General features: G+C 27.9%; 30 protein-coding genes. 11 read left to right on the top strand and 19 right to left on the bottom strand.

Annotated features, from left to right (window positions below; genetic code table 11):
• Positions 1-5: 5 nt before the first annotated feature.
• From CLV39_RS00480 to CLV39_RS00560, 17 genes are read right to left on the bottom strand one after another with little or no spacing between them, the layout of a single operon-like run.
• Positions 6-857 (bottom strand): MinD/ParA family protein, encoded by an 852-nt coding sequence (locus CLV39_RS00480; RefSeq protein WP_121922273.1) that lies wholly within the window; start codon positions 855-857, stop codon positions 6-8.
• Entirely contained in the window at positions 850-1,977 is a 1,128-nt protein-coding gene (locus CLV39_RS00485) for a flagellar biosynthesis protein FlhF (protein ID WP_121922274.1), read from the bottom strand. Before CLV39_RS00485 ends, CLV39_RS00480 begins: the two co-directional genes overlap by 8 nt.
• 1 nt (position 1,978) lies before the next feature.
• Positions 1,979-4,051 carry a flagellar biosynthesis protein FlhA gene (flhA, locus tag CLV39_RS00490; protein WP_121922275.1) on the bottom strand — a complete coding sequence of 691 codons (2,073 nt, stop codon included), beginning with the start codon at positions 4,049-4,051 and terminating at the stop codon, positions 1,979-1,981.
• Positions 4,051-4,347: a rod-binding protein gene (locus CLV39_RS00495; protein ID WP_121922276.1), complete on the bottom strand. Its 297-nt coding sequence runs from the start codon at positions 4,345-4,347 to the stop codon at positions 4,051-4,053. The genes flhA and CLV39_RS00495 overlap by 1 nt, the downstream gene beginning before the upstream one ends.
• On the bottom strand, positions 4,348-5,442 hold the full coding sequence (locus CLV39_RS00500) for a flagellar basal body P-ring protein FlgI (RefSeq protein ID WP_121922277.1): 1,095 nt from the start codon (positions 5,440-5,442) through the stop codon (positions 4,348-4,350). It abuts the gene before it with no gap.
• 9 nt (positions 5,443-5,451) lie between these two features.
• Complete coding sequence (locus CLV39_RS00505) at positions 5,452-6,156, bottom strand: flagellar basal body L-ring protein FlgH (protein WP_121922278.1); 705 nt, start codon at positions 6,154-6,156, stop codon at positions 5,452-5,454.
• The gene (gene flgA, locus CLV39_RS00510; RefSeq protein ID WP_121922279.1) at positions 6,105-7,049 is read right to left on the bottom strand and encodes a flagellar basal body P-ring formation chaperone FlgA; all 945 of its coding nucleotides are present in this window, start codon (positions 7,047-7,049) and stop codon (positions 6,105-6,107) included. The genes CLV39_RS00505 and flgA overlap by 52 nt, the downstream gene beginning before the upstream one ends.
• On the bottom strand, positions 7,012-7,812 hold the full coding sequence (gene flgG / locus CLV39_RS00515; protein WP_121922280.1) for a flagellar basal-body rod protein FlgG: 801 nt from the start codon (positions 7,810-7,812) through the stop codon (positions 7,012-7,014). Before flgG ends, flgA begins: the two co-directional genes overlap by 38 nt.
• Before the next feature lie 13 nt (positions 7,813-7,825).
• Positions 7,826-8,542: a flagellar hook-basal body protein gene (locus tag CLV39_RS00520; RefSeq protein ID WP_121922281.1), complete on the bottom strand. Its 717-nt coding sequence runs from the start codon at positions 8,540-8,542 to the stop codon at positions 7,826-7,828.
• Positions 8,543-8,545: 3 nt separating this feature from the next.
• Entirely contained in the window at positions 8,546-9,142 is a 597-nt protein-coding gene (fliN, locus tag CLV39_RS00525; protein WP_121922282.1) for a flagellar motor switch protein FliN, read from the bottom strand.
• Positions 9,135-10,103 (bottom strand): flagellar motor switch protein FliM, encoded by a 969-nt coding sequence (fliM, locus tag CLV39_RS00530; protein ID WP_121922283.1) that lies wholly within the window; start codon positions 10,101-10,103, stop codon positions 9,135-9,137. Before fliM ends, fliN begins: the two co-directional genes overlap by 8 nt.
• Before the next feature lie 10 nt (positions 10,104-10,113).
• Positions 10,114-11,139: a flagellar motor switch protein FliG gene (fliG, locus tag CLV39_RS00535; RefSeq protein ID WP_121922284.1), complete on the bottom strand. Its 1,026-nt coding sequence runs from the start codon at positions 11,137-11,139 to the stop codon at positions 10,114-10,116.
• An 18-nt stretch (positions 11,140-11,157) separates the two neighbouring features.
• Positions 11,158-11,556 (bottom strand): chemotaxis response regulator CheY, encoded by a 399-nt coding sequence (locus CLV39_RS00540; protein WP_121922285.1) that lies wholly within the window; start codon positions 11,554-11,556, stop codon positions 11,158-11,160.
• Positions 11,556-12,536, bottom strand: coding sequence for a chemotaxis protein (locus CLV39_RS00545; RefSeq protein WP_121922286.1), 981 nt, complete (start codon positions 12,534-12,536; stop codon positions 11,556-11,558). Before CLV39_RS00545 ends, CLV39_RS00540 begins: the two co-directional genes overlap by 1 nt.
• Positions 12,537-12,545: 9 nt before the next feature.
• A complete protein-coding gene (locus CLV39_RS00550; protein ID WP_245960261.1) occupies positions 12,546-13,046 on the bottom strand; it encodes a chemotaxis protein CheW in 501 nt (166 codons plus the stop codon).
• Between the two features lies 1 nt (position 13,047).
• Entirely contained in the window at positions 13,048-15,051 is a 2,004-nt protein-coding gene (locus CLV39_RS00555) for a chemotaxis protein CheA (protein WP_121922287.1), read from the bottom strand.
• A 34-nt stretch (positions 15,052-15,085) separates the two neighbouring features.
• On the bottom strand, positions 15,086-15,619 hold the full coding sequence (locus tag CLV39_RS00560; protein ID WP_121922288.1) for a protein phosphatase CheZ: 534 nt from the start codon (positions 15,617-15,619) through the stop codon (positions 15,086-15,088).
• A 112-nt stretch (positions 15,620-15,731) separates the two neighbouring features.
• Between CLV39_RS00560 and CLV39_RS00565 the strand changes: the two genes are divergently transcribed.
• The 3 genes from CLV39_RS00565 (at position 15,732) to flgL (ending at position 19,165) form a co-directional block, all read left to right on the top strand.
• Entirely contained in the window at positions 15,732-16,076 is a 345-nt protein-coding gene (locus CLV39_RS00565) for a hypothetical protein (RefSeq protein WP_121922289.1), read from the top strand.
• A gap of 47 nt (positions 16,077-16,123) precedes the next feature.
• Positions 16,124-17,884, top strand: a complete 1,761-nt coding sequence (gene flgK / locus CLV39_RS00570) for a flagellar hook-associated protein FlgK (RefSeq protein ID WP_121922290.1) — start codon at positions 16,124-16,126, stop codon at positions 17,882-17,884.
• Positions 17,885-17,947: 63 nt separating this feature from the next.
• Positions 17,948-19,165, top strand: a complete 1,218-nt coding sequence (gene flgL, locus CLV39_RS00575; RefSeq protein ID WP_121922291.1) for a flagellar hook-associated protein FlgL — start codon at positions 17,948-17,950, stop codon at positions 19,163-19,165.
• Positions 19,166-19,377: 212 nt separating this feature from the next.
• Here flgL and CLV39_RS00580 read toward each other — a convergent pair whose 3' ends face one another.
• On the bottom strand, positions 19,378-19,992 hold the full coding sequence (locus CLV39_RS00580; RefSeq protein WP_121922292.1) for an O-methyltransferase: 615 nt from the start codon (positions 19,990-19,992) through the stop codon (positions 19,378-19,380).
• 84 nt (positions 19,993-20,076) lie between these two features.
• Between CLV39_RS00580 and CLV39_RS00585 the strand changes: the two genes are divergently transcribed.
• Positions 20,077-20,331 carry a hypothetical protein gene (locus tag CLV39_RS00585; protein WP_245960262.1) on the top strand — a complete coding sequence of 85 codons (255 nt, stop codon included), beginning with the start codon at positions 20,077-20,079 and terminating at the stop codon, positions 20,329-20,331.
• On the opposite strand, the gene CLV39_RS00590 is transcribed toward CLV39_RS00585, so the two are convergent.
• Entirely contained in the window at positions 20,324-21,301 is a 978-nt protein-coding gene (locus tag CLV39_RS00590) for an MBL fold metallo-hydrolase (protein ID WP_121922293.1), read from the bottom strand. The two genes, CLV39_RS00585 and CLV39_RS00590, sit on opposite strands and share 8 nt — an antisense overlap.
• 77 nt (positions 21,302-21,378) lie before the next feature.
• On the opposite strand from CLV39_RS00590, the gene CLV39_RS00595 reads away from it, so the two are divergent.
• The 7 genes from CLV39_RS00595 to accD all read left to right on the top strand — a co-directional run bounded on the left by CLV39_RS00595 (position 21,379) and on the right by accD (position 26,840).
• A complete protein-coding gene (locus tag CLV39_RS00595) occupies positions 21,379-21,573 on the top strand; it encodes a CDGSH iron-sulfur domain-containing protein (protein WP_121922294.1) in 195 nt (64 codons plus the stop codon).
• Positions 21,574-21,622: 49 nt separating this feature from the next.
• Complete coding sequence (gene carB, locus CLV39_RS00600) at positions 21,623-23,215, top strand: carbamoyl-phosphate synthase large subunit (protein ID WP_121922295.1); 1,593 nt, start codon at positions 21,623-21,625, stop codon at positions 23,213-23,215.
• Complete coding sequence (locus CLV39_RS00605) at positions 23,212-24,465, top strand: molybdopterin molybdotransferase MoeA (protein ID WP_121922296.1); 1,254 nt, start codon at positions 23,212-23,214, stop codon at positions 24,463-24,465. Before carB ends, CLV39_RS00605 begins: the two co-directional genes overlap by 4 nt.
• Positions 24,466-24,498: 33 nt before the next feature.
• Positions 24,499-24,744, top strand: coding sequence for a hypothetical protein (locus tag CLV39_RS00610; protein WP_121922297.1), 246 nt, complete (start codon positions 24,499-24,501; stop codon positions 24,742-24,744).
• A 2-nt stretch (positions 24,745-24,746) separates the two neighbouring features.
• Positions 24,747-25,631, top strand: a complete 885-nt coding sequence (folD, locus tag CLV39_RS00615; RefSeq protein ID WP_121922298.1) for a bifunctional methylenetetrahydrofolate dehydrogenase/methenyltetrahydrofolate cyclohydrolase FolD — start codon at positions 24,747-24,749, stop codon at positions 25,629-25,631.
• Positions 25,632-25,695: 64 nt separating this feature from the next.
• The gene (locus tag CLV39_RS00620) at positions 25,696-25,995 is read left to right on the top strand and encodes a hypothetical protein (protein WP_121922299.1); all 300 of its coding nucleotides are present in this window, start codon (positions 25,696-25,698) and stop codon (positions 25,993-25,995) included.
• 8 nt (positions 25,996-26,003) lie between these two features.
• A complete protein-coding gene (accD, locus tag CLV39_RS00625; RefSeq protein WP_121922300.1) occupies positions 26,004-26,840 on the top strand; it encodes an acetyl-CoA carboxylase, carboxyltransferase subunit beta in 837 nt (278 codons plus the stop codon).
• Positions 26,841-26,842: the final 2 nt, after the last annotated feature.

Genomic DNA, 26,842 nt, shown 5'->3' on the forward strand with positions numbered 1-26,842 from the left:
ATTCCTTATTTATTTTTTAAGAATTTCAAAACTTTACGCCAAAAACTTTCATCAGAAACTTCTATTTTTTCCTGAGTTTCTTTTGATGCAATGTTAATTAAATTTCTTACAAAATCATCAGAAGGATATTCTTCAGATATTAGCTTTTTCTGTCTTATTGCTTTTTGTACATTTTGAGAAAATAATACCCATCCTTGAAACTCAAAAGATTTATTTAAAAATTTTTTTGCCAAATTATTTAATCTTTCATAGCTGTTTAATGCTTCATTTTTATTTTTACACATATTTGCAACTAATTTAAAATTACCATATCTATAAATTTTGTATAAAGATTTTATTAAAGCATAAGCATCCATTAAAGAGGTTGGCTCTGGGGTAAATATTACATAAGATTTGCTTGATGCCCTTACAAATGAACTTACTTTTGTACTTATTCCTGCAGCTGTATCTATAATTACATAATCATATTTTTGGGAAAAATTTGATAAATCTTGTATTAACCTTGCAATTACATAATCTTCAAGATCGCTAATACTTTCTATTCCAGAAAAACCTGGGAGTATATCTATTCCTCTTGTTCTTATTATTACCTCTGAAGGTTTTTTACCACTTAATAGATTTTTTATATTATTTTCAGGTCTAATATTTAATATTATATGGACATCTGCCATACCCATATCTGCATCAATAAGAAGAACCTTTTTATTAAATTTATTAGCCAGTATATAAGCAAAATTAGTAGCAAATGTTGTTTTCCCTACTCCACCTTTACCTGATGTAATAGATATAAACTTACTATTTATTTCTGCATTTTTCTTATTTACAAGCTCTATTAACTGTTTTGCTTGCTCATTCATTAAAATCCTCTAATAAGTAAGAAGCTATTAATTTTGGTGTTAATATTTTTATATCTTCTGGTACTTTTTGTCCTGTGCTTATATAAGAAACTGGCAATCCTGTTTTTATTGGAATATTTAATAGTATACCTGGCGTGGAAGTCTCATCTATTTTTGTAAAGAGAATATATTTTATTGGAAAATATCTTTTGTAATTGTTAATTACATTTATAGCTTCTTGATAATTAAAATTACAACTTATTGTTAAAACGCTGTCTAACCAATCAACACTTCCTTTTAAAATTTCTTTGATTTCTCCTAATTTCCAAGCATCATAATGACTTCTTCCAACAGTGTCAATAAAAACAAAATCCATATCAGACATTTTAAATAATGTTTCCCTTAAATTCTTAGAATCTGCAGTTGTATAAAAGGGTATATTTAAAATATTTGCATAAAATCTTGCTTGCTGTATAGCACCTACTTTAAAAGTATCGGTAGATATTACTCCAACTTTTAGGTTTTTGTTTAGAATAAAATTTGATGCTATTTTAAATAAATTAGTTGTCTTTCCTACTCCTGTAGGTCCTACAAAAGATATAACTCTAAAACTATTATCTTTATTTTCAACATTAAAATCTACAGAAAATTTAATATTTTCTTCAATTCCTTTTATTAATGCTTCTTCATAAGTTGATGTATTTAAATCCATTTTTCCTGATTCAATATCTAAACCACAAGCAGATTCTATAACTTTCTTAGCTACATCTGGTTGAACTCCTTTCTCTGTTAAAAGTTTTATTAGATCTAATGCTTCTCCTGTAAATTCTTTAAAGTCTTCTATATCTGATTTAACTCCAATATCAGTTTTTTCAGTAATAGGATATGTTTGTTTTATTTTTTCTTCTATTAAAGATTCCATTTTTTCCATAATTTCATCAAAATCAATTTCTGGTTTTTTTTCTTCTTCTTGTTGTTTTTCTACAAATAGCTTATATCTTTTCTTTTTCTTTAAAGGTAACCACCATACTCTTTCAAAATATTCTTCATAATATAAGATTCTTACTTTTTCTCCAAGTTCTTGTTTTGCCGTATCTATTAGATTTTGTAAATCTTCTCCTTCATAAACTTTAATTTCCATTTTATCTCACCGAACCTAAAATATTTACTTTAATTTTTGGATCAATTTCACTATACGATAAAACAGCAAAATTTGGCAAGTATGGTTCTATAATCTGTTTTACATATCTCCTAATTACAGGAGATGTAATTAATACTGGCTTTGCCTGATTCATAAGGAATTTTTCGGCAGATTGGGAAAGTTGGTTAACTAAGTTTTGAATAAACCCTACATCTAATGGAGGTAGATCCCCTTCTGCTTCTTTAATTTTTTCAAGGATTTTATTTTCTATTTCTGGTGATAAGCTAACTGCATATAGAGTACCATTTGTTGCATATTGCTTTGTAATTACTTTCTTTAATGCTTGTCTAGCAAACTCCGTTAATAAATCAGGATCATTAGTTTTAACTATATTGTCAGATAAAGATTCTACTATTGTAAGTAAATCTTTAATTGGTACTCCTTCTTTAAGAAGATTTTGTAAGACTCTATGTAAAATATTTAAAGGTACTTGATCTGGAACAATATCCTTAATTATTGGATGTTTTTTAGCTACTGTATCAACAAGCTCTTTTGTTTCTGCTCTTCCTAAAATTTCATATGCATGATTTTTTATTACTTCTGATAAATGGGTAATAATTACAGTAGGAATATCAACTACTGTGTATCCAAGCATTTTTGCTTTATCTTTTAATTCTGGTTTAATCCAGTATGCATCAAGTCCAAAAGCAGGTTCTTTTGTCTTTTTACCTTCAATACTACCTTTTGTATTTCCTGTATCTATTGCAAGCAAATGATCTGGTTCTATCTCTCCTTTTCCTACTTCTATATCTCTTATTAATATTCTATATTCTCCTGGTTTTAGTTCCAAATTATCTTTAATATGTACTAATGGTATTATAAGACCAAGTTCTTTTGATAACTGTTTTCTTAAAGATTTAATTCTTTTTATTACTTCACCATTTTGAGATTCATCTACATAAGGAATTAGAGCATATCCTATCTCAAAGGTTATAGGTTCAGGTTGTATATCTATCTCTTCTTCCTCTTCTTCTTTTTGAGCTTCTTTTAAAAGTTCTTTGGCTTTCTCTTCTTCTTCCATTTTTTCTTTTTCTATTAAACTTTTTTGCATCATATAGCCTGTTATTGCAAGTATTACTCCAAGTAAGAAAAATGGAATTGTTGGCATACCAGGAACAATTCCCATTATAAATAAAGCAGTAGCAGCCATATATAAAGCTTTTGGGAATGAAGTAAGTTCTTTTACAATTTCAAAGCCTAAATTTTCTTTAGCTACTGCTCTTGTTACCATCAAGCCTGCTGCTGTTGAAGTTATTAATGAAGGAATTTGAGATACAAGGCCATCACCAACAGTCAATATAGTGAAAGTTTTTAAAGCAGACTGTAAATCCATATTATGTTGAAAAATACCTATGGCAATACCACCTATAATATTTACTAAGGTAATTATAATTCCTGCTATTGCATCTCCTCTAATAAACTTACTTGCACCATCCATAGCTCCGTAAAAATCTGCTTCTTGCTGTATCTGCTCTCTTCTTTTTTGAGCTTCTCTTTCATCAATAATTCCAGCATTTAAATCTGCATCTATTGCCATTTGTTTACCGGGCATAGCATCTAAGGTAAATCTTGCTGCCACTTCAGATATTCTTTCTGTACCTTTTGTAATAACTATAAAGTTAATTGTTACAAGTATAATAAAAACTATAATACCAACTATATAATTCCCCCCTACTACAAATTCTCCAAATGCTTTTATTACTTGTCCTGCAGAATCAACACCTTCATTTCCATGTAGTAAAATTCTTCTTGTAGTAGCTACATTTAAAGAAAGTCTAAAAAGAGTTGCAAGTAAAAGTAAAGAAGGGAAAGAAGAAAGTTGAAGAGGATTATTTATATAAATAACTGACATTAATATAACTAAAGAAAAAGTAATACTTGATGTTAAAAGTATATCAAGTAGCAATGGTGGGACAGGGAGAACCATTGCTCCAAGTATTGCAAGGATTAAAACTATAACTATTACATCTGAATATTTTTGAAACTTCAGAAAAATAGGTAATATATTTTCCATTATTTTTCTGTAGAATACATATTATACTTAGATATAGCTTCTTTTATATATTCTTTCAATCCTACAGAATCAGATTCTGAAATTTTTTCTGCTATCTGCATATCAAACATATCTAAGTACATTTTTGAAGAAAAAGAGCTATTAAATATACCTTCAGGAATAGTTTTTCTAAATTCTTTTAATATCATTCTTATAAACATAGCTTCAAACTCTTTAGCTACACTATCAATATCTTTTTTTGTATCTAAATTTTGAATATCCCAGTAAGCTTTTACATTATTAGATGTTATTTTCATTTACATTACCTCTATTTTCGCATGTATTTTCCCTGCTTCTTTTATAGCTTGTATAATTGCTATTAAGTCTCTTGGAGATACTCCTACTGTATTTAAAACATCTACTAAATCTTTTAAAGTAGGAGATTTAATACCAAAAATTCTTCCTTTTTCCTCTTTTATGTTTGTTTTTACCTGTGTAGTAGTTGCTGTTGCCCCTGCAGAAAGAGGAGGAGGTTGAGAAACAACAGGGGTTTTAGTAACTTCTACATAAATATTTCCATGAGAAACATAAATAGGTGTATCAAGTTTTATATCTCCACCCATTATAACTGTTCCTGTTCTTTCATCTATAACGACAACAGGATCATTGCTTACTGTTATTTTTTGGTTTAATACTTCATTCAAAAAAGCAACTTTATCTTTTATCTCTGATGGAATTTCTACTTTTACAGTTGAAACATCTATAGCTTTAGCTATTTTTGCTCCAAAATAATTATTTATAGATTTTTCTATTTTGGTTGCAGTATCAAAATTAGGATTTTTCAGTGTTAATACTATCTCTTTCTTATTTTCAAAGTTAAAAGGTAAATCTCTTTCTACTATTCCTCCATTTACTATAATTCCAGTAGTTGGGAAATTTTTTTGAATTTTTCCACCTTTATTAGATTCTGAAAATCCTCCACCTGTTGAAACAGGCCCCTGTGCAAAAGCATAAATTTTTCCATCAGGTCCCATTAAAGGAGTTCTTATTAAAACTCCATTTCCAATATTTTTTGCATCTCCTAAGGATGCAACATTTACGTTAAATCTCATACCACTTTTAGCATAAGGTGGTAAAGAAGCAGTTACAATTACAGCAGCTGCATTTTTTGTTTTTACTTGTGCAGGATCTATATATATTCCCATTTTTCTAAGCATATTGGCAATACTTAATAATGTAAATCTACTTGTAGTACCATCTCCTGTTCCATTTAAACCAACTACTATACCATATCCGACTAAGAAATTAGGTCTAACGCCAACAACATTGACTTCATTTTTTATTTTTACTTCTGTTTCTGCTAAAGCTGAAAATGTGAAAGCAATAATAAATAAAAATATAATCTTCTTCATACCTATACCTTAAAATGGCCATATTTTTACTAAAAATCTTGCAAGCCAGCCAGGTCTTTGATTATCTGCTATAAATCCTTTACCATTATATTCAACATACATATCTGATATTTTATCTGATAATACAGAGTTATCCTGATTTATATAATTTGGATTTACTATACCAGATATTCTTAATACTTGAGTATCTTCATTTATTTTTATTATTTTTTTACCAACTATAAATAAATTTCCATTTGGATAGACTTTAATAACTCTTGCAGTTATAGTAGCAATAAGTTTTGCTTTTCTTTGGGTATCCCCTGATCCTTTAAATGATGATTTTGAACCTGCAGTTACTCCTGCAATAGGTGTTTTATTAACAATAGGTTTACCCATTAATGTTGGGGAAGGAAAATCTAAATTTACATTTGAATCTCTATCTGATTGTGTATTTGCACTTCCTTGTCCTGTAATATTTTCTTGAACTAATATTGTAATTACGTCTCCTACTTTTCTTGCTTTATCATCTGAAAATAGGTTGTCATAACCTGTATAAAGAGATCCATCAGATCTTTTTATATTCTCTGTTTTTATATCTGGAGGTTTTGGATTAAAAAGAGGTTTATATACTTCCTTTTTTGAACTACAAGAACTTATAAAAATTAATCCAATTATTAAAGCTAATCCCTTCCAGATATAAATCTTACTTTGTTCTTTCCAATAACTTCGCATAGTATAATCTTCCCTGAAGATAAATTTCTAACTTTTATTATATCTTTTAACTTACCATTTTGTAGAGCTCTACCAATAATTTTTACTATAAAATCATTTCGTATATATATCACTTCTACATTAGTATTTCTTATTACTAATGGAATATCTTCTATATTCTTATATGTAATTGCTTCTCCTTCTTTTATACTATATTTTGCTCTCTTTCCAATAGCATTTTCTATATTTGAATAATATCTTTCATCTTTTTTTATTTTATGTTCTGCTAATTTTATATCATCTAAGGTTATTTCTTTTCCTTTTGGAATAAATTTCTTTGCAATCACTATTTTTTTTACTTGATAATACCTTGTTGTAGCAGAAATTCTTTTGTTATTAATATAAATATCAAAATATATATATCTATCTGTTTTTCTTTTTTCTTCAAATTTTATTTTAGGTTTGCCAAGAAATATTAAGTTAACCTTAGGTATATTTACATTTTCTATTTTAATATTCTTATAACGATTTGATATATATTTTTTTATTTCATCTTTAAGAAAAGCTTGATCTACTTTTGTTTTTTTTATTACTACTATTGTAAAATTACCTTTTATAACTATATCCGTAGGTGATATATAATTTTCTTCAAGTTTTTTTAATACTAAATCTTTTGAAATTCTTTCTTTTTCTTTTTTTAAATCTGTTATTTTAATAGAGTTCAAGTAGTTTAAAAGATTTCTGTTCTCAGATTTTACAGTTGCTATATTTTTTAAGGTAATAGAAGGAGAATCTACGTAAGAAACTCCTTTAAATTCAATAATTATTTTTCCATAAGAGAAATTAAATATTATTAATAGTAAAATTAAAAAAAGTTTAGCTTTTAAGTGTACTAACTGTTCTAAGCATTTCATCACCAGTAGTAATACCTTTTGAATTTATTTCATAAGCTCTCTGAGCTACTATCAGATTTATCATTTCTTCTACTATGTTAACATTAGACATTTCAAGAAAACCTTGAGCTATTTTCCCAAATCCATCAGTATTTGGATCTCCTTCTATAGGATCTCCTGAAGCATCTGTTTGTTTGAACAAGTTTTGTCCTACTGCTTGAAGACCTGAAGGATTTATAAATCTATATAATTTTATTTGTCCTAAGTCCTCTGTAGTTTGAGTTCCACCTTGATTCCTTACAGCAATAACATTTCCATTTTCACTAATAGTTACACTAACTAATGTTTCGGGAGATGTAATTTGAATATTAGGACTTAATCTATATCCTTCAGGTGTCACAAGATAACCTTCATTATCAACATTAAAATTTCCAGCTCTTGTATAAGCTTCTCCACCACCTGGAAGTTCTATTTTGAAAAATCCTCTTCCTTGAATTGCTAAATCAAATTGTCTATCTGTTTTCTTTAAACTTCCTTGAGAAAACTCCTTAGATACATCAGATAGTTTCACTCCAAGTCCTATCTGTATTCCACTTGGCACTCTTGTTTCTGTTGAGCTTAAAACTCCAGGATCTTTTAAGTTTTGATATATTAAATCTTCAAAATTTGCTCTACTTCTTTTAAAACCTACAGTATTTACATTAGCAATATTGTTAGATATTACATCTAAATTTGTTTGTTGAGCTTCCATACCTGTTGCTGATGTCCATAATGCTCTAATCATAATAAATCCTCCTTTAAGCTTTTCCTATTTCATTACTTTTTTGTTGCAAACTATCTAAGCTTCTCATCATTGTTCCATACATTTCCATTCTTCTTTGGGCATTAATAAGCTCAACCATTGATTTTATAGGATTTACATTTGAATTTTCTAAAAATCCTTGTAGTACTTTAAAGTTAGCATCCTTAGGATTTCCATTAGGAGTATAATAAGAGCTTCCTATTGGCTTTACAGAATAAAAATTTAAAATATTTAAGCTTGCTACTAAATTGCCTTCTTGATAAATATCTCCATTTTCTAAGATAGTTATATCTTTAGTTGGATCTAACTTTATTTTTTTATCTTGTTTATCTAATATATAGTTATAATTAGTATCTACTAGATAACCATCTTTATCTATATGAAAATGTCCATTTCTTGTAAGGATAGATTTATTACCAACTTTTACTTTGAAAAAACCATCTCCATTAATTGCTAAATCTAAAGGATTATCTGTTTTTCTTATACTTCCTTGACTTAAAACTACAGGTGTATCTTCAAATCTTGGGAATATAAATAGTTCCTTAGATTGTCCTGGATTATCTGGTATCTTTTGACTCATTTCTTTTAGAAGAATTTTTTTAAATCCGGGTGTATTTACATTAGCTATATTATTAGAAATTGTATTTAGCTGTTCAAAAGCTCTTTCTCCTCCAGAAGCTAAAACATATAAAGATTGAAAATTTACTGACATTTTTTATTCACCACCATTTTCCATTAAAAATTTTAGTCTTTCTTGTACTGTAACAATATTGGTAATTTTTATACCAAAATTATTTTCGACAGTATAAAGCTCACCTTTAGCAATTAATTTTCCATTTATTTTTATATCTACAGGCTCGTTTATATACCTATCTAATTCAACAATTGCATTTGAATTTAATTTTAAGATATCTTCAAGGGTTAAAGTTTTGTTTCCTACTTCTACACTTATTTCAAGAGGAATATCAAGAAGCATTTCTAATTTTTCATTATCTATGCCAGGAATATTTATACCTTGAATATTTTCTTTTTCTGTGGGTTTTCCTTCTTCTTGTTGTAAAGACTCTTCCCACTGTTTTGCTATATCTTCTTGATTATCATTTGATTCTTCATTTTGTTGTTGCAAAGCCTCTTCCCATTGTTTAGCTAAATCTTCCTGATTTTCATCTGAACTTCCTTCTTGTTTTTTTTCCTGTTGTTGTAAACTTTCTTCCCATTGCTTTGCTAAGTCTTCTTGATTTAAATCTTGATTTTCTTGCTCTTGCTTTGAAGATTCTTCTTCTGGATTTATATTTTGATTTTCTTCAGCCATTATTTTCTCCTTTCTCATATAACTTTTTTATTTTTATTGCATATTTTCCTTTTTTCTTTCCTAATTTTGCTAAAAATTTAGGCTTATCTTCAACATATACTTTCAGTAAATCTTGTGTAGAAACTTCAAATCTTAAATCTGTCCCTATATCCCAGTTTAAAATATCTTTTATTTTATAACTTTCTTTACAAAGTTCTAACCAAAGTTTCACTTTTAATTGAACTATTTTATATTCTAAATCTTTCTCCCAAGCTAAATCTTTTCCTAACTGGGGAATTTCAGAATATATTAAATCTTTTATTGGTAAAAACATATTTTGTGGAAAACAAAAGAAAAAAGGTGCTTCATATCCACCAAAATCAATAGATACTTGTACTATTATTACCTTTTCTGTTGGTGAAACTATCCTTGCAAGATTTGGATTTAGTTCTATTGATTTTAATTCCATTTTTAATGGATAAACATCTTCCCAGGCTACTTCAAACGTAGTTAAAATTTCTGTTACAAATTGCTTTACTATTTTAGTCTCTAATTTTGTAAACTCCTTACCTTCTACTTTAAAAGGTTTAGGAGGTCCCCCAAATATAACACTTATTGCTGTATATACTAATCTTGAATCAAGAACAAGTAAACTATTATCTTTTAATGGCTTCATAGAAAATATACTATAACTAGCTGGAAGTGGTATTTTTAACATAAAATCATTAAATTTTGTAGTGTAAACATCTGTTATAGATGTCATATCTATAGACTGGATTTTTTTTCTTATCTCTTCTCTGAAGGATTTTATCCATTTTGTTAAAATAAATTCAAGACCGGGAAGGCCACCTTTTTTTATATGTTCTATGCTATTAAAATCAAAAGGTGCTATTGATTCTTTTGGTACTTCTTTATTTTCTTCCTTTCCTTCTTCTCCTAATAAAGCATCAATCTCTTCTTGAGATAAGAAATCCTCAGCCAATGTTTTCTCCTTAAATCATTTCTTCTCCAGAACCATACTCTATAACACCTTTTTCTATCAATTCTTTTATAGTTAAAATAACTTTTTTACGGGCATTTTCAACTTCAGATTTTTTAACTGGTCCTAATAACTCCATATCTTCCAAGAACATCTGAGCTGCTCTTTTAGACATATTATTTAAAAATTTATTTAATATCTCTTCTGGGGCTCCTTTTAAAGCTATAAGTAAATCATTTTTATCAACTGCTTTAAGAACTTCCATAATATCTCTATCGGTTAATTTGATAATATCTTCAAATTTAAACATTCTATCTTCTATCTGTTCAGCTATTTTTTCGTCATCTTTTCTTAGATCTTCAAGTATCTCTGTTTGTAAGTCCTTAGGTAAAGAATTTACTATTTCAGCGGCTATATCTATACCACTTAATGTTTCTTCTTCTCCTGCTCCTATACTTAAAAGTTCTTCTTCTAATGTATCTGCTACAGTTTTTAACATCTGACTTGATATTTTTTCTAAGGTTGCAAGTCTTTTTATTACTTCTTCTCTAACATTAGTAACTCCAAGTCTTTTTGGTAAATACTGGATTATCTCTGCAGCTTTTTGAGGTTTCAATTGAGATAATATTAATGCAATCACCTGAGGATGTTCATTTTGAAGGATATTTGCTATAAGCTTAGGATCTAATTTATCTAACTCTCTAAAAATTGCTTTCCCTTCTTCTGCTGTAAGAGCTTCTCCAAATAATTTTTCTAACTTATCTGGAGGAAGAATTTCTTCAAGAATTTTCTTTATATTTGATGGTGCTACTTTCAAAGGTGCCATAGATTTTAATTTATCCAATGCTTCTTTGATTATTTTTTTAATAGTCTCTTTATCTGGATGTTCTAAAGAAATAATAACTTTTACAATTTTTTCTATCTCTGATTCTTTTAAATGAGAAAAAATATTTTTTGTTTTTTCTTCAGGTAATAAAGATATTAATATTGCTGCTTTTTCTAATCCTGAAAGCTTACCATTTTTACTTTCCTCAGCCATAATAAAAAAATCCTATAATTATTTCTTCTGTATAGCATCCCATACTTTTTCCATTTTTTCCTTTAATGTTCCTGCAGTAAAAGGTTTTACTATATAGTTATTAACTCCTGCTTTTATAGCCATTATAACATTTTCTTTTTTTGCTTCTGCAGTAACCATTAAAACAGGTAAATGTTTTAATTCAGGGTCTTGTCTTATGTTCTGAACAAGCTCAAGACCTGTCATATTTGGCATATTCCAATCTGTAATTACAAAATCATACTTTTCAGATTTTAGCTTTTTTAAAGCTTCAGCTCCATCTTCTGCCTCATCTATATTTTTATATCCAAGCTGCTCCAACAAGCTTCTTATTATTCTTCTCATTGTAGCCATATCATCTACTACTAAAAATTTGATATCAGGTGGTGGTAAAGCCATTAATTTCCTCCTTTTTTAGGAATTACTGCATATTTATGTACTAATTTTAATAGATCTGCTGCATCAAACTTAACTAAATGAGCATCTGCATTTACCATTTTTGATTTGTCTGTAGTTGCTTTATCACTTAAAGAAGTATTTATTATAACAGGAATTTTTGAAAATTCAGGATGTTCTTTTACTTTTTTAGTAAATGTTAATCCATCCATTCCAGGCATCTCTATATCAGATACTATAAGTTGAATTTTATCTGTAATATCTACACCTTCTTCTTGAGCTTCTTTTAAAAATTTATTTAAAATATCAATTCCTTCTATACCATTTTGTGCTTCTATCACTTCATGTCCATCTTTTTCTAAAATACCTCTTATTATCTTTCTTGCAACAGGAGAATCATCAAGAATTAAAATTTTAAATTTACCTTTTCTTTTAACTTCTTCTTCAGGAACTTCTTCTTTTATTCCAAAAATTTTTATCATTCCTAGCTCATCTAATATTCCTTCAAAATCAAGTAAAAGAAGTAATTGCCCATTTTCTATTTCAATAACACCTATAACTTTTCCACCTAATTTTTCATCTATACTTGCAGGAGGTCTTTTTATATCTGACCACTTTATCCTTCTTATTCTTTTTGCTTCATGAATGATTATTCCTATTGTTTCTCTTAAAAACTCCATTACAATAACATATTTACCAGCATCTTCTGAAGGCTCTTTTATTTTCATCCATTTTGCAAGATTTATAATAGGGACTACTTTATCTCTTATTTTTGCCATACCTTCTGCTTCTGGAGGTAGTCCTGGTGATTTTACAATATTTGAAGGTTTAAGGATAACTTCTTTAACTTTTGCTACATTAACACCTAAAACCCATTCATAAATACTTCCATCATCAAGTTTCTCATACATTCTAAAATCAATAATTTCTAATTCGTTAGAGCCTGTTTCAAGTATTTTAGGTAAAAAATCCTTTTTAGCCATAATAAGCTCCTATCTCTTATCCCTATTAAATATTTTCTTAACATCTAAAAGTATAAGAAGTTTTTCTTCATTTAACATTACAACACCTTTAATATACTCAGGATCTATTCCTATTGCATTCATAGGAGGTGGAAGTATATCTGTAGCATGTATTTTTACTGCACCTTCTATATTATCAACAGAAATACCTATTTGTCCTAATTCTGTTTCTACTACTAAAATAGTTGCTGATTCTATATTTTCTTCTTGAGTCGAAAAATTAAACATCTTTTTTAAAGATACTACAGGAATTATATTACCTCTTAAATTCATTACCCCTAATATATATATAGGAGTTTTTGGTACTGGTGTTATTTCAACATCCGTTGTTATCTTCGTAACGTCTTCTATATTGATTCCTATAAGCTCTTCATTTAACTTAAATGTAATAATTCTTTCTTCTTGAACTGTTTCTTCTTTTATTTCTTCTATCCCTGTTATTTGCATTTCTTCAGAATTATGCTGCATCATTTTAAATTACTCCTACTAATTGATTTTTCATATCATTTATTAATGAATTTGGATCAACTATAAGTACCACTTTACCATCACCTGTAATAGTTGCCCCTGCTATTCCTTTCACATCTTCTAATAAATCTCCAAGAGGTTTTATAACGATTTCCTCTTCTCCAAATAATTCTTCAACAGCAATTGCTATATTTTTTTCTCCAACTTTAACAATAACTACATATTTTTTTTCTTTTTTATCTTCTATTTCAAAAAGCTCGTTTAGATTAAATAATATATACACCTCATCCCTAAGCAATAAAGATTTAAAATGACCTACTTGTTTAACATTTTCCGGCTTGTATCTAACAATCTCAACTACAGAGAATAAAGGAATAGCAAAAATTCTATCATTTACTGCTACCATAAGGGTTCTAATAATAGCAACAGTTAAAGGTAGTTTCATAATAATCTTTGTACCTCTACCAAGTTCGCTTTCTATCTCTATATTCCCTCTTAATGCATGTATTGTAGATGCAACAACATCCATTCCTACTCCACGGCCTGATACCTCACTTACTTTTTCAACAGTTGAAAAACCTGGCATAAATATCAATTCATATGCTTCTTTATCTGACATATTTTCAGCTTGCTCTGGAGTAATTAAACCTTTTTCTATGGCTTTTTGTTTAACTTTTTCTGGATCTATACCTTTACCATCATCTTCTATATAAATAATAATCCTATCTCCTTCTTGATAAGCCCCTAATACTATAGTTCCTACTTCAGGTTTTCCAGCTTTTAACCTTTCTTCTGGTGTTTCTATACCATGATCTATAGCATTTCTAACTAAGTGAATCAAAGGATCTTCTAATTTGTCTAAAATACTTCTATCTATTTCTGTATCTTCTCCTTCAAGTATTAGTTGAACTTTTTTATTTAATTTTTTTGCTAAATCTCTAACAATTCTTGGGAATTTACTAAATATTTTTTTAACAGGTTGCATACGAAGTTTCATTATTGCATCTTGAAGATCACTAACAGTTCTACTCATAGCCGTAATAGCTTCTAGAAGTGTTTCAATATTACTATCTTCTTTTTTTGATTCTGCATGTAATATAGAAGCAAGTTTAACTATTCTGTTTCTATCAAGAACAAGCTCACCTACTAAATTCATTAGAGTTTCTACTCTTTCTACATCAACTCTTATTACATCTTCCTTTTTCTCAGCTTTCTTTTTCTTTTCAGCAGCTTTTTTTTCTACTGGTTTTTCTGAAACTTTTTGCTTTTCTTTTGGCTTTTCTTCGACTTTTAATTCTTCTTTTGGTTTCTTTTTTGACTCAGATTTGGTTTCTTTAATTTCAATAAGATCTTTAATATCTTTGCCTTCGTTTACTAACTTTTCTAATTTTTCTATAGTTTCTAAAGAAGGTCTTTCATCTGGAGGAAGAAGAATAATATCTTCTAAAAGCTCTGCTAAATCTTTAGCACCAAACTTTAAGATTAACTCTTTAATATCATCATCAACACCTTCTTTGAATACAAAATTTGCTATAGATTCTTCAAAACCTTTTTGAGAAAATTTACTATTTTCAGTAGAGTCTGAGGTTCTATTCTCTATTTCTTTACCTTCTAATATGGCTTGAAGTTTTAAAACTATATCTTGAATTTCTTCTTCATCTGGTATTTCATCTTCTTCTTTCAACCTTTCTAAACCTTCTTTTAATTTATCTATTCCTTCAAGAATAACGTCCATCATTGAAGATGTTAATTTTAATTCATTGTTTCTAAGTTTATTAAAAATATCTTCTATTTTGTGAGCTATCTCTACTATAGTAGTTAAATTTAAAAAACCAGCACCACCTTTTAGAGTATGGATCTCTCTAAAGATTTTATTTAAAAGATTTACATCTTCTGGATTTTCTTCTAATTCTATTAAATCATTATCAAGTTGTTCTACTATCTCATCTGCCTCAACTAAAAATTCACTAAGAATTTCTTGCATATCTTCAGGTATATTTACTTTCATATTTATAACCTCTTATCTTAATTGTAATTAATTATTACAATCCAAACTCTTTTAAAATATCATCAACATCATCTTGAGAAACTTCTTTTTTCCATTCTATTTCTTCTAATTTTTTCTTTAGTTCTTCTTTTTTTTCTTTAGAACTTTCTTCATCTATTCCTAATATTAATAACACTTTTAGTATACTTTTTTCTATATCTTCTATAAAACTTAAAACTTTATTTAATCTTTGGCCTACTATATCTTGAAACTCAAGTTTTGTTAAACTGTCAGTTAATAAACTGATAGTTTCTTTTGCAAGACTATCAATTTTATCTTTTATTTCTTTATTATCATCGGATAACATATCCTTTAGTTTTAATATTTCTTCTAAATTTAAAATGGTTTTATTTATGTTATTTAATATAGTTTCTACTGCATCTTTACTTTCATCAACTGCCGACTTTAAATGGTTCTTAACTGCAAAAAATCCTTCTTTTTTTATATTCAAATCTGTAGCTTCTTCTTTATAACTTTCTATTAAGGATAGAAGATTTTTTATCTCTTCTATTACTGTTTTCTTTTCCATATTATCCTCCCATAATATTTTATAATTATATTAACCTTTATTATAATTATATATAAACCCCTCGTTTATTTCTTGCTTTTTATTTAATTTTATTTTAAATTTAATCATAACAATGGATTTAGTTAAATTATTAGAAAGCTTAAAAAATAAGTTAGAAGAAGAAAAAGAGCAGTTACTAAAGCTTGATAATCCTAATGATTTGATAAAAGTTATTGAAGAAAAAAAGGAAATTTTAGTTAAACTTTCTAAGTTTAATAAAGAAGATTTTTCCAAATATGAGGATATTATTATAGAAATAGATAAATTAAGTAAAGAAAATTTATCTCTTGCAATGAATAATATGTCTTTAATTGATGAACTTTTCTCTGCAATATTTGAAGAATCTGTAGAAAAATATAATCCTTACGGAGAGGTTTCTAAAAAAGGATCATCTGGCATTTTCAATAAAAAAATATAAATTTTAGCCGATAAATAATATTAAGGAAATTTTTTAGAGGTAATGTTATGTCCCTTTTTGGAACTTTATCCATAGGAAGTCAAGCTATTTTAACAAGCAGAAAAGCAGTAGATATTACAAATGAAAATATATCTAATCAAGATTCAGAAGGTTATTCAAGACAAACTCCTGTAATACAAGACTTAGTTCCTGTAGGTGTTAGTATAACTAAAATAAAAAGGATATTTGATAATACTTTATATAATAGATATATAAACCTAAATCAGCAAGTTTCAGGTAATAATACATATGTTGATATTCTTTCTGAAGTAGAAACCTTTTTCAATGATATTCATGGTACAGGTCTTTCAGAAAGTATTAATAGCTTTTTTAACTCATTTAATGATGTTGCAATAGATCCAAAGGATCCTGCAGCAAGAGAAACAGTTATATCACAAGCAAGACAGTTAATTTCAAAAATAAGAGATACTTACTCAAATATGAAACAGATTAAAGAAGATTTAAAAGTTGGAATGGATGAAGATATACAAAAAGTTAACAATATTTTATCTTCTATTGCAAAATTAAATAAAAATATAAAAATTTTTCACAATGATGAAACAAGATTAAATAATTACTTAGATCAAAGAGATAAACTTTTAAAAGATTTATCTACTTATTTAGATATAAAAGTAGTTTTTAGAAAAGATGATACAGTAGATATATACACAGTAAAAGGACATTCTCTTGTTTTATATGATAAAGCTAAAACCTTATCTGCTGAGGCTACAAATACAGGTGTAAAAGTAAGAGTTGATTCAATAGATTTAACATCAGATTTTCAAAATGGAAGTATTGGCGGTAAATTAAGAGCTTTAGATGTTATAAATAAAAAAATATCTGATTTAAATGATTTTACTGCTTTATTTGCTGCATCTGTTAACAAAATCCATAGACAAGGATATGATCTAAACGGAAATACTGGTAGAGACTTTTTTAAGATTTCCCCAGATAGTTCTTTAAAATATATAGATGCCTCTAATATTGATTTAAATATAACAGATTATACACAGATTGCTGCTGCATCTGATTCTAATTATTTAAACTCTGATAACTCAGTAATAAAATCTTTAATAGCCTTAGAGGATTATAATGAGATAACAACAAAAACTTCTATTACAGGTGTTTCTCCAAGCACTACTTTTGGAAATGGTAGCTTTGATTTGTATTTAGATAATCAAAAAATAGCAACAATAAACTATTCAGCTACGGATACAATATCAAATATTGCAAACACCATAAATTCATCACAAAGTAGAGTTGTTGCGAAAGTTTATACTGATTCTTCAGGAAATGAGCATTTACAGCTTTTTGCAAAGGATATAAATCTTTCTCCATCAATAGAGTTAAAAAATGATACAGGTAGCTTTGTTTCTTCAATAGGAGGATTAAATAGTTATAAAGGATTATTTAACCCGGAAGAAAAAACAGATTTAACTTCTTCTTCAGGTCTTAACATTGGCGGAACCATATTCAAAGTATCAGATAAAGCCAATTTAGATTTATTAGGAAATACTTCATTTCAAGAACTATATAATAAAAAATTTGTAGCAGAACTTGGACTTAAAATATCAGATGCAAAAGATAAATTAAGTAGTGATACAATTTTAAGGGATTCTTTAGATCAAAAAATAAAAGAAAAATCTGCAGTTAATTTAGATGAAGAGCTTGCAAATTTAGTGAAATACCAAAGGGCATATCAATCTGCTGCTAAAATAATAGCAGTTACAGATGAATTAATACAAACAGTACTTGGACTTGTAGGATAAATCTAAAAAAATATATTTAAATTTCGATAATAAAATTTAACTAAAATTTAATGGTAAGTAAAAATGAGAATACCAGATATAATATTTTATGATAGCTTTATAAAATATAATGCAGAAAAAGAAAATAAGATACAAGAATATACTAATCAGCTTGCTTCTGGGAAAAAAATCTTACAACCATCAGATAATGTTTTAGGTGCAGTTAAATCTTTAAGATTAAAAAAGATAAATGAGACTATTGATTCATATAATAGAAATATGGATCAAGTTCAGACAATACTGGATGTTTCTGAAACATCCTTAGCTAATATTATTAATACATCACAAGAAGCAAGGGTTCAAATTGTTCATGTATTAAATACAGGTGTTTTAGATGCAGAAGATGCACAAGTTTTAAAAGATTATTTTAGTAGTGTTAGAGATTATATAATAAAACAAGCTAACGTAAGTGTCGGAGATTCAAGAATTTTTGCAGGTGTAAAATCACAACTGGATCCTTTTGATACAAATGGTAATTATCAGGGAGAAACTTTAGAAACAAAGGTTCCTGTATCAAAAGGTGTAGAGTTAAATACTACATTTGATGGGAAAACTTACATAGGTACTATAAAATCAGGACTTGTATCAAACCCTACTGAAAAATTAGGAATAGTAAAGGCTCTTGATGACATTACACAAATAATAGATAGTGGAGATCTTTATAAATTACATAGTTATATATCAGATATGGGATATAGTTCTGCAACTTCTCAGATTGATTCTGCTGCATCTGGAACCCAAACTTTAACAATAACTTCAGGTAGTAGTAGTTTTAGTGTGAATTATGATAACACTACAACATTACAAGATTTAGTAAATGCAATAAATACAAATCCTTCAAATCAAACTGTTGAGGCTTTTGTTTTCCAAGATAAAGATGGAGTTTATAGACTTGGTTTAGTAAATAAACAAGATCCTTCACAATCAATAACTGTTCAAGATTCAGGAACATTTATTAATAAAGTAGGTGGACTGCATCATGTATTAGATAACTTTGATAAAGGATTTAATCAAGCTTTACTTGGCAGATCCAAAATAGGTTTACAATCAAAGATTATAGAAGATTTAAAACCTCAAAATGAGTATATGAAAACACAGTTTTCAGAACTTATATCAAAATTTGAGGATGCAGATTATGCATCTGTTATTACAGAGCTTGAAAAGGTTAAAACAGCATATCAAGCTCTTTTAGCTTCTTTTAATCAAAATAAAGATCTTTCTTTATTAAATTTCTTAAAGTAAGATATTTATAATTTTATTAAAAAGGCCAGAAGGCTAGCATAGGCTTAGCCTTCTGGAAAGAAGGTAGGTTTAGTAGCAGCAGGATTAAGTGCATCTGGCTGCAGGTTATAAATTTATGGTGCAAATTATATGCCAATTTTTGATTTGATTTTTGGAAAAAAGATTTAGATGTATTTGTCCCAAATGGGACAATATATTTCCAATTAGAACAGTTATTTTTTTAAAGCTATCAAAACACCATCTCTTAAAGGTAAGATAGAAGTTTTAAAATTTGCACTCATATATTCATTAAATTCGTTTATTTTTTCTGTTTTTTTATCTTTATCTTCTTCAATAACTTTTCCATGCCATAAAACATTATCTGCAATAATAATAGCTTCTTTTGAGAGATTATTTTCTAATTGCTTTATAGCTTCTAAATATCTTGATTTTTCATGGTCTAAAAAAAGAATATCTATATTATTATATTTCTTTGCATTTTCTACTGCATCTCCAACTTCAAAAATAGCTTTTTCATATAAATTGCCTTCTTTAAAAAATTTTTTTGCAAGATTTATATTTTCTTCTTTATAGTCATTTAATACTACTTTTCCATCTTCAAGTCCTTTCGCAAACCAGTAAGCAGAATAGCCAAATCCTGAACCAAGTTCTACGATAAGTTTTGGCTTTTTTATTTGTGTAATTATATAAAGAAGGTTTCCAACTAATCTATCAACAATTGGGAAATTAAGTTTATGTCCTAGATTTTCCATTTTTTCCAAAACAGAATCATTTATATGTACTAAAGATTTAAGATAAGCTTCTATTTCTGGATTTGTTATAAACATATTTTTTTCTCCATAAGATAATGTAAATTTTGTTAATATAATTATAATATTCAATTGATAGAAAAATTTTCCAAAGAGGTTATTATGGAGATAAATAATATTTTAGAAGTTTTACAGAATATAGATTTTAAAATTATGGAACCATTTATTGGTAATGTTAACATGGAAGAACATAAATATACAGCTATGCAAGGAATTATTCATTTAATAGGATGGAGTATTTTTATTTTAATTTTAGTAGGTGTTTTTATGTATATGAAAAAACATACTCAACAAGATGAAAGAATGAAAAAATATTATGGAAATAAAGAAGAAGAAACAGAAAATAAATCTAACTAACATTTGGGAAAAACTGTTTTATCTCATTTAAAATAAGTTCTTTATTTCTTCCATATCTTCTTGAAAAATGAAATACAACTAAATTTTTTACATTTGCTAAATTGGCTATTTCTGCAGTTTGTTTTGTTGTTAGATGATAAACTTTTGCTGCTTGTTCTTTATCTTTATCTAAAAATACAGACTCACAGTATAGATAATCTGAATCTTTAACAAGATTTATTATCTTTTCTTTATTCTCTTTTGAATAAATAACATCAGTAATATAAGATATTTTTATTCCTTTTTGTATATAACTATATTCTTCTTTTAAATATTCATAATTAAACTCTTTATCTTTTATTTTAAATGTTTTCCCTTTATTATTCTCATCTTCTAGGAATTTTTTAAATTCCCCAATTTCTTTGCCAACTAAAGGAAGTTCTTTTATTTTTTCTTTTTTTAGATAAAGTTTATCTTTATAAATAAAAGAGTATCCCATTACAGGTATTTTATGATCTAAAACTGCATATCTTACAAGATAATTTTCATTTTCATAAATGATATCCGAGTTAACTTGTTCCTCTTTTTCAAAATCTTTTGCAAATCTTTTTTTTATGTCAAAGTTATAAGTTTCAAACATTTTTCCATTTAGCTGTTTTACTTTAAAAATAATTTGTGGCTCATACTCAACTAAATTCCAAGTATATCCTTGAAGTTTTGAATATACATTATAAGCTAAAGGATTTATTCCAAATATTTCAACTATCTGTTGTTTCCCAAGTTTATTTCTAAGCATATAATCAAAACCAATAAAATGATCCATATGGGTATGGGTAATAAATAATTTATTAACCTTTTTTAATAAATGTCTATCTAAATTATGTATATTACCTATATCAAAAAGAATATAATCACCTGTATTCTCTACCTCAATAAATAAGCCTGGATCATCAAATTTATCATTTACTAAATAATGCTTTACTCTAGCCATTTAAACTCTTTATATTTTTTTAGTCTAAAAATTATATAATTAATTTATTAAAAAAATAATTTTTTGAGGTTATCAAAATGGCAAGATTAGTAAAATTAACAGAGAAAAAACCTTTAAAACTTGAAGGTAAAGAGGAAGATTATTATATATGCCAGTGTGGCCTTTCTAAAAAATATCCTTTCTGTGATGGTTCCCATAAAAAAGCAAGAGATGAAGAAGAAGGGAAATTATATATTTATGATGAAAATGGTAGAGTAGAAATTAATCCATAATTATCTGATAAAATAAATAGCTGATTTTTCTTAATATCTGGAGGAATTTATGGGGCAAAAGCCTAAGGTAATTATTTTAGGAAGTGGTCCAAATAGAATAGGTCAAGGTGTTGAGTTTGATTATGCTTGTGTTCATTGTGTCCTTTCTCTAAAGGAAGAAGGATATGAAACAATAATGGTAAATTGCAATCCGGAAACAGTTTCAACAGATTATGATACATCTGATAAACTTTTTTTTGAGCCTATTGTTTTTGAAGATGTATTAAATATTATCCAATCAGAAAACCCTATTGGTGTTGTTGTTCAGTTTGGGGGACAAACACCTTTAAAACTTTCTGTGCCTCTTCAAAATGCAGGAGTTAATATTTTAGGAACATCCCCTGAAAGTATTGATATAGCAGAAGACAGAGAAAGATTTAGAGATTTAATAATAAATCTTAGATTAAAACAACCAGAGAGTGGTATAGCAAAATCAAAGGAAGAAGCAATAAGTATTACAGAAAAAATAGGATACCCTGTTTTAGTTCGTCCTTCTTATGTACTTGGTGGAAGAGCTATGAAACTTGTATATGATACAGCAGAATTACTTGAATATATAGAAGAAGCAGTATTAGTTACAGAAGATAAACCTCTTTTAATAGATAGATTTTTAGAAAATGCAATAGAACTGGATGTAGATGCAGTATCTGATGGAGAAGATACCCTTATTGGGGCAGTAATGGAACATATTGAAGAAGCAGGAATCCATTCAGGAGATAGTGCAACCTGTATTCCACCTTATTCCTTAGATGATGATTTAATAATAAAAGTAAAAGAACAAACAAGAAAGCTTGCAAAAGCATTAAATGTTAAAGGCTTAATGAATGTTCAGTATGCAGTAAAAGATGGAGAAATCTATATAATTGAAGTAAATCCAAGAGCATCAAGAACAGTACCATTTGTAAGTAAATCTATTGGCTATCCTCTGGCAAAAATAGCATCAAAAGTATTAATAGGAAAAAAATTAAAAGATATAGTGTCAGAAATTTTTGAAATAAAAGAAAAACATCCTGCATCTGACTTTTGGGATAAATCTGTAAAAAGATATTCAATTAAAGAAGTTGTATTTCCTTGGAATAGATTCCCTGAAGTTGATCCTCTTCTTGGTCCTGAAATGAAATCAACAGGAGAAGTAATGGGAATAGATGAAGATTTTGGTCTTGCATTTTGGAAAGCACAAGCAGGAGCTGGCAATATCCTACCAGAAAAAGGAAATGTATTTATATCTGTAGCTGATAAAGACAAACCAAAAATATTAGAAATAGCAAAAAAACTAAAAGATTTAGGCTTTAATATCTTTGCTACAAAAGGTACATATAAATTTTTAAAAGAAAATAATATAGAATCAACCTTAGTAAACAAACTTTCAGAAGAAAGACCTAATATTGTAGATAAAATAAAAAATGGAGAAGTTCATCTAATAATAAATACACCTTCAGGAAAAAGAGAAAGATCAGATGCATATTTTATTAGAAGAGCGGCAGTAGAGCATAAAGTACCATATTTTACAACTGTTAGAGGTGCTTATGCTTGTGTAGAAGCGATAAAATCTTATAAAGAAAAAGGTATTAATGTCATTTCCTTGCAGGAGGTAAAAATTTGATTAAATATAAAGAAGCTTTAGATATAGTTATTAAAAATACAAAACAACTTGGATTTGAAAAAGTATTTTTAAAAGATGCCCTTGGAAGAATACTTGCTGAAGATATAGTAGCAGATAGAGATAATCCACCTGCAGACAATAGCGGAATGGATGGATTTGCAGTTAGATATGAAGATATTAAAGGAGCTACAGAAGAAAATCCTGCAGTTTTAGAAATAGTAGGAGAAGCAAAAGCAGGAGGAAATCCACCTGTTATAAAAAAAGGACAAGCATCTTATATATTCACAGGAGGACTTATTCCTGAAGGAGCAGATACAGTTATTCAAAAAGAACTTACAAAAGTAGAGGATAACAAAGTTTTTATATTTCAAGAACTTCCTAAAGGAGCAAATATTAGACCTCAAGGTGGAGATTTTAAAAAAGGAGATATTTTAATAAAAAAAAGGAAAAAGATAAGATCTGCAGAAATAGGAGTAATATCTTCTGTAAATAAACCTACTGTTTATGTTTATCAAAAACCGAGAGTAGCAATACTAACAACAGGTGATGAGATTTTAGATTTAGCAGAACCAATTACCTCAGATGCTCAGATAAGAACATCTAATACATATGCTTTATATGCTCAGATTTTAGAAACAGGAGCAGAACCTATCATAATAGGTTTTGCAAAAGATGATCCTGAAGATTTAAAAAGAAAGCTTTCTTATGCAAAATCATGCGATATTCTTTTAACAACAGGTGGAGTATCAGTTGGAGAGTATGATTTAGTAAAAGATTTTGTATGTACAGAGCTTGGAGTTAATATTTTATTCTGGAAAGTAGCACAAAAACCTGGAAAACCAGTTGCATTTGGAATATGGGGACAAGAAAAAGAAAAACTTTTCTTTGGAATACCGGGAAATCCAGTAGCATGTATGTTTGTTTATGAAACTCTTGTAAAACCTGCTATCAAAAAAATGATGGGATATGAAAATTATTATAATCCTGTAATTACTGCAAAACTTAAAGGTGGATATAAAAGAAAAAAAGCTGATAGACAGGAATTTATAAGAGTAGCTATTGAGTATAAGAATAATGAGTTCATAGCTAAACCTTTCGGAAAGCAAGGTTCAAACATACTTACAGGAATGGTAAATGCAAATGGCTTTGGAGTTGTTAATATTGGAGTAAATGAAATAAAAGAAGGGGAAGAAATAAAAGTAATTCTTTTTGACACTTCCTTTTTAGATACAAAAGATATTGAGATATAATATTTAAATGAAAAATTTCCTTAGAGATAAATATTGAAAGACGAAATTTTTGTTAATTTTGAGCTTTTTATAGATCAGAAAGATTTAAAATCTGAAAATTTAGAAGAAGGAAAAACAATAGAAATAAACCCTAAGAAAATTTTCATAACAGTTAATAAAGTTCCTTTTTATGAATGTGATATTAGAAATTATGATGACATTTTAATTGGAAGGATAAAAAAGATTTTTGATCTTGGAGAAAGTTTAGATATTAAAGAAAATGTTTTTCAAAAGGAGTAGAAATGGCAATAATCTTAGATGGTAAAAAAGTTGCCCAAAAAATAAAAAAAGAGTTAAAAAAAGAAGTAGAAGAATATATAAAAAAAGGATTAAGAAATCCAACCTTAGCTGTAGTATTAGTTGGAAATGACCCTGCAAGTCAAGTTTATGTAAGAAATAAAAGAAAATCATGTGAAGAAGTTGGAATTAAATCAATGTATATACATCTTGAAGAAGAAACACCTGAAGAAGAACTTTTAAGGATAATAGACAAACTAAACAAAGATGAAGAAGTTGATGGAATACTTGTACAACTTCCACTTCCAAGACATATTAATACATCAAATATAATTATGGCAATAAATCCAGAAAAAGATGTAGATGGGTTTCATCCTGATAATGTAGGGAAACTTGCTACAGGCTTAAAAGATGCAATAATACCTTGTACCCCTCTTGGTATATGGCTTTTATTAAAAGAATACAATATAGAAACATACAAAAAAGATGTTGTTATAGTTGGAGCAAGTAATATAGTAGGAAAGCCTATGTCCCTTTTATTCTTAAAAAATGAAGAAGCAACTGTTACAGTCTGTCATAGAAATACAAAAAATTTAGAAAAACATACAAAAAATGCAGAAATTTTAGTAGTAGCAGTAGGAAAACCAAATTTAATAACTTCTGATATGGTTAAAGAAAATGTAGTAGTTGTTGATGTTGGAATAAATAAACTTGAAGACGGAAGATTAGTAGGAGATACAGATTTTGAAAATATAAAACATAAAGCTTTTGCAATAACCCCTGTTCCTGGTGGAGTTGGGCCTATGACAGTAGCATCTTTATTAATAAATACCATAAGTGTATATAGACAGAAATTTGGATTTTCTAAACATCCTTTAACTGATATTTAACATAGAAAATAAACTGAAAATTAGATTTTATTAGGATTAATATTAAAAACAATAGAGGATTAAAATGGCAGATTTTACAAAAGCAGGAAGTGATAGAGGAGATTTTGAAAAGCAGTTAAAACATCATTTAATATCTGCAAATTATACATACCATGCATATATGGCTAATATAGATGATTTAACAGAAGAAGAGCTTAAAGCAGATTTAGAAGAATATCTTGATCAGATATCAATGGAAATAATACCTTTAATAAAAATGGCTGAAAGTTTAGAGGAAGAAAAATTTATTGAAAAGGCACTGAAAATAAAGGAAATTTATAATAATCTTGTAGATGAAATAAAAGCAAGACTTGAAACTAAATGAGGTAAATCTTGGGATTAAAAGATTTCTTAGATAAGCTAACAGGAAGAAAGAAACTAAATATAGAAAAAGGAGAATGGATTAACTGCCCTAAATGTAAAAATCTGCTTTACAGCCAGGATTTAATTAAAAATCTAAAGATATGTCCCCATTGTGGATACACATTTAGAATGTCTGCAAAAGAAAGGGTAGATCTGCTTTTAGATGAAGTTAAAACTTATGATTTATTTCCTGACATAAAACCAAAGGATATTTTAGGTTTTAAAGATACAAAAAAATACAAAGATAGATTAAAAGAATATCAGAAAAAAACCGGTTTAAATGATGCAATAATAATTGCAAATGGAAATATTTATGATAGAGAAATAGTTGTTGCTGCTATGGATTTTAGGTTTATGGGCGGAAGTATGGGAAGTGTTGTTGGTGCTAAATTTGTAAGAGGTGCAGAGTTTGCAATAGAAAAAAAGATACCATTTATCGCTATAACTGCATCAGGTGGAGCAAGGATGCAAGAAGGGATTATATCTTTAATGCAGATGGCTAAAACTTCAATGGCAGTAAATAGATTAAATAAAGAAGGAATTTTATATATATCAATTCTTACTGATCCTACAATGGGAGGAGTTTCTGCAAGCTTTGCTTTTTTAGGAGATATTATAATTGCAGAGCCTGAAAGTTTAATAGGGTTTGCAGGACCAAGGGTAATACAAGAAACAATTAAACAACAACTACCAGAAGGATTCCAAACTGCAGAATTTTTACTTGAAAAAGGCCAGATTGATATGGTAGTTCCAAGGCAAAATCTAAAAAAAACAGTATATACTCTAATAAAACAAACTCAAGGTTAAAA

The organism is Hydrogenothermus marinus (assembly GCF_003688665.1).
Lineage (GTDB): Bacteria > Aquificota > Aquificia > Aquificales > Hydrogenothermaceae > Hydrogenothermus > Hydrogenothermus marinus.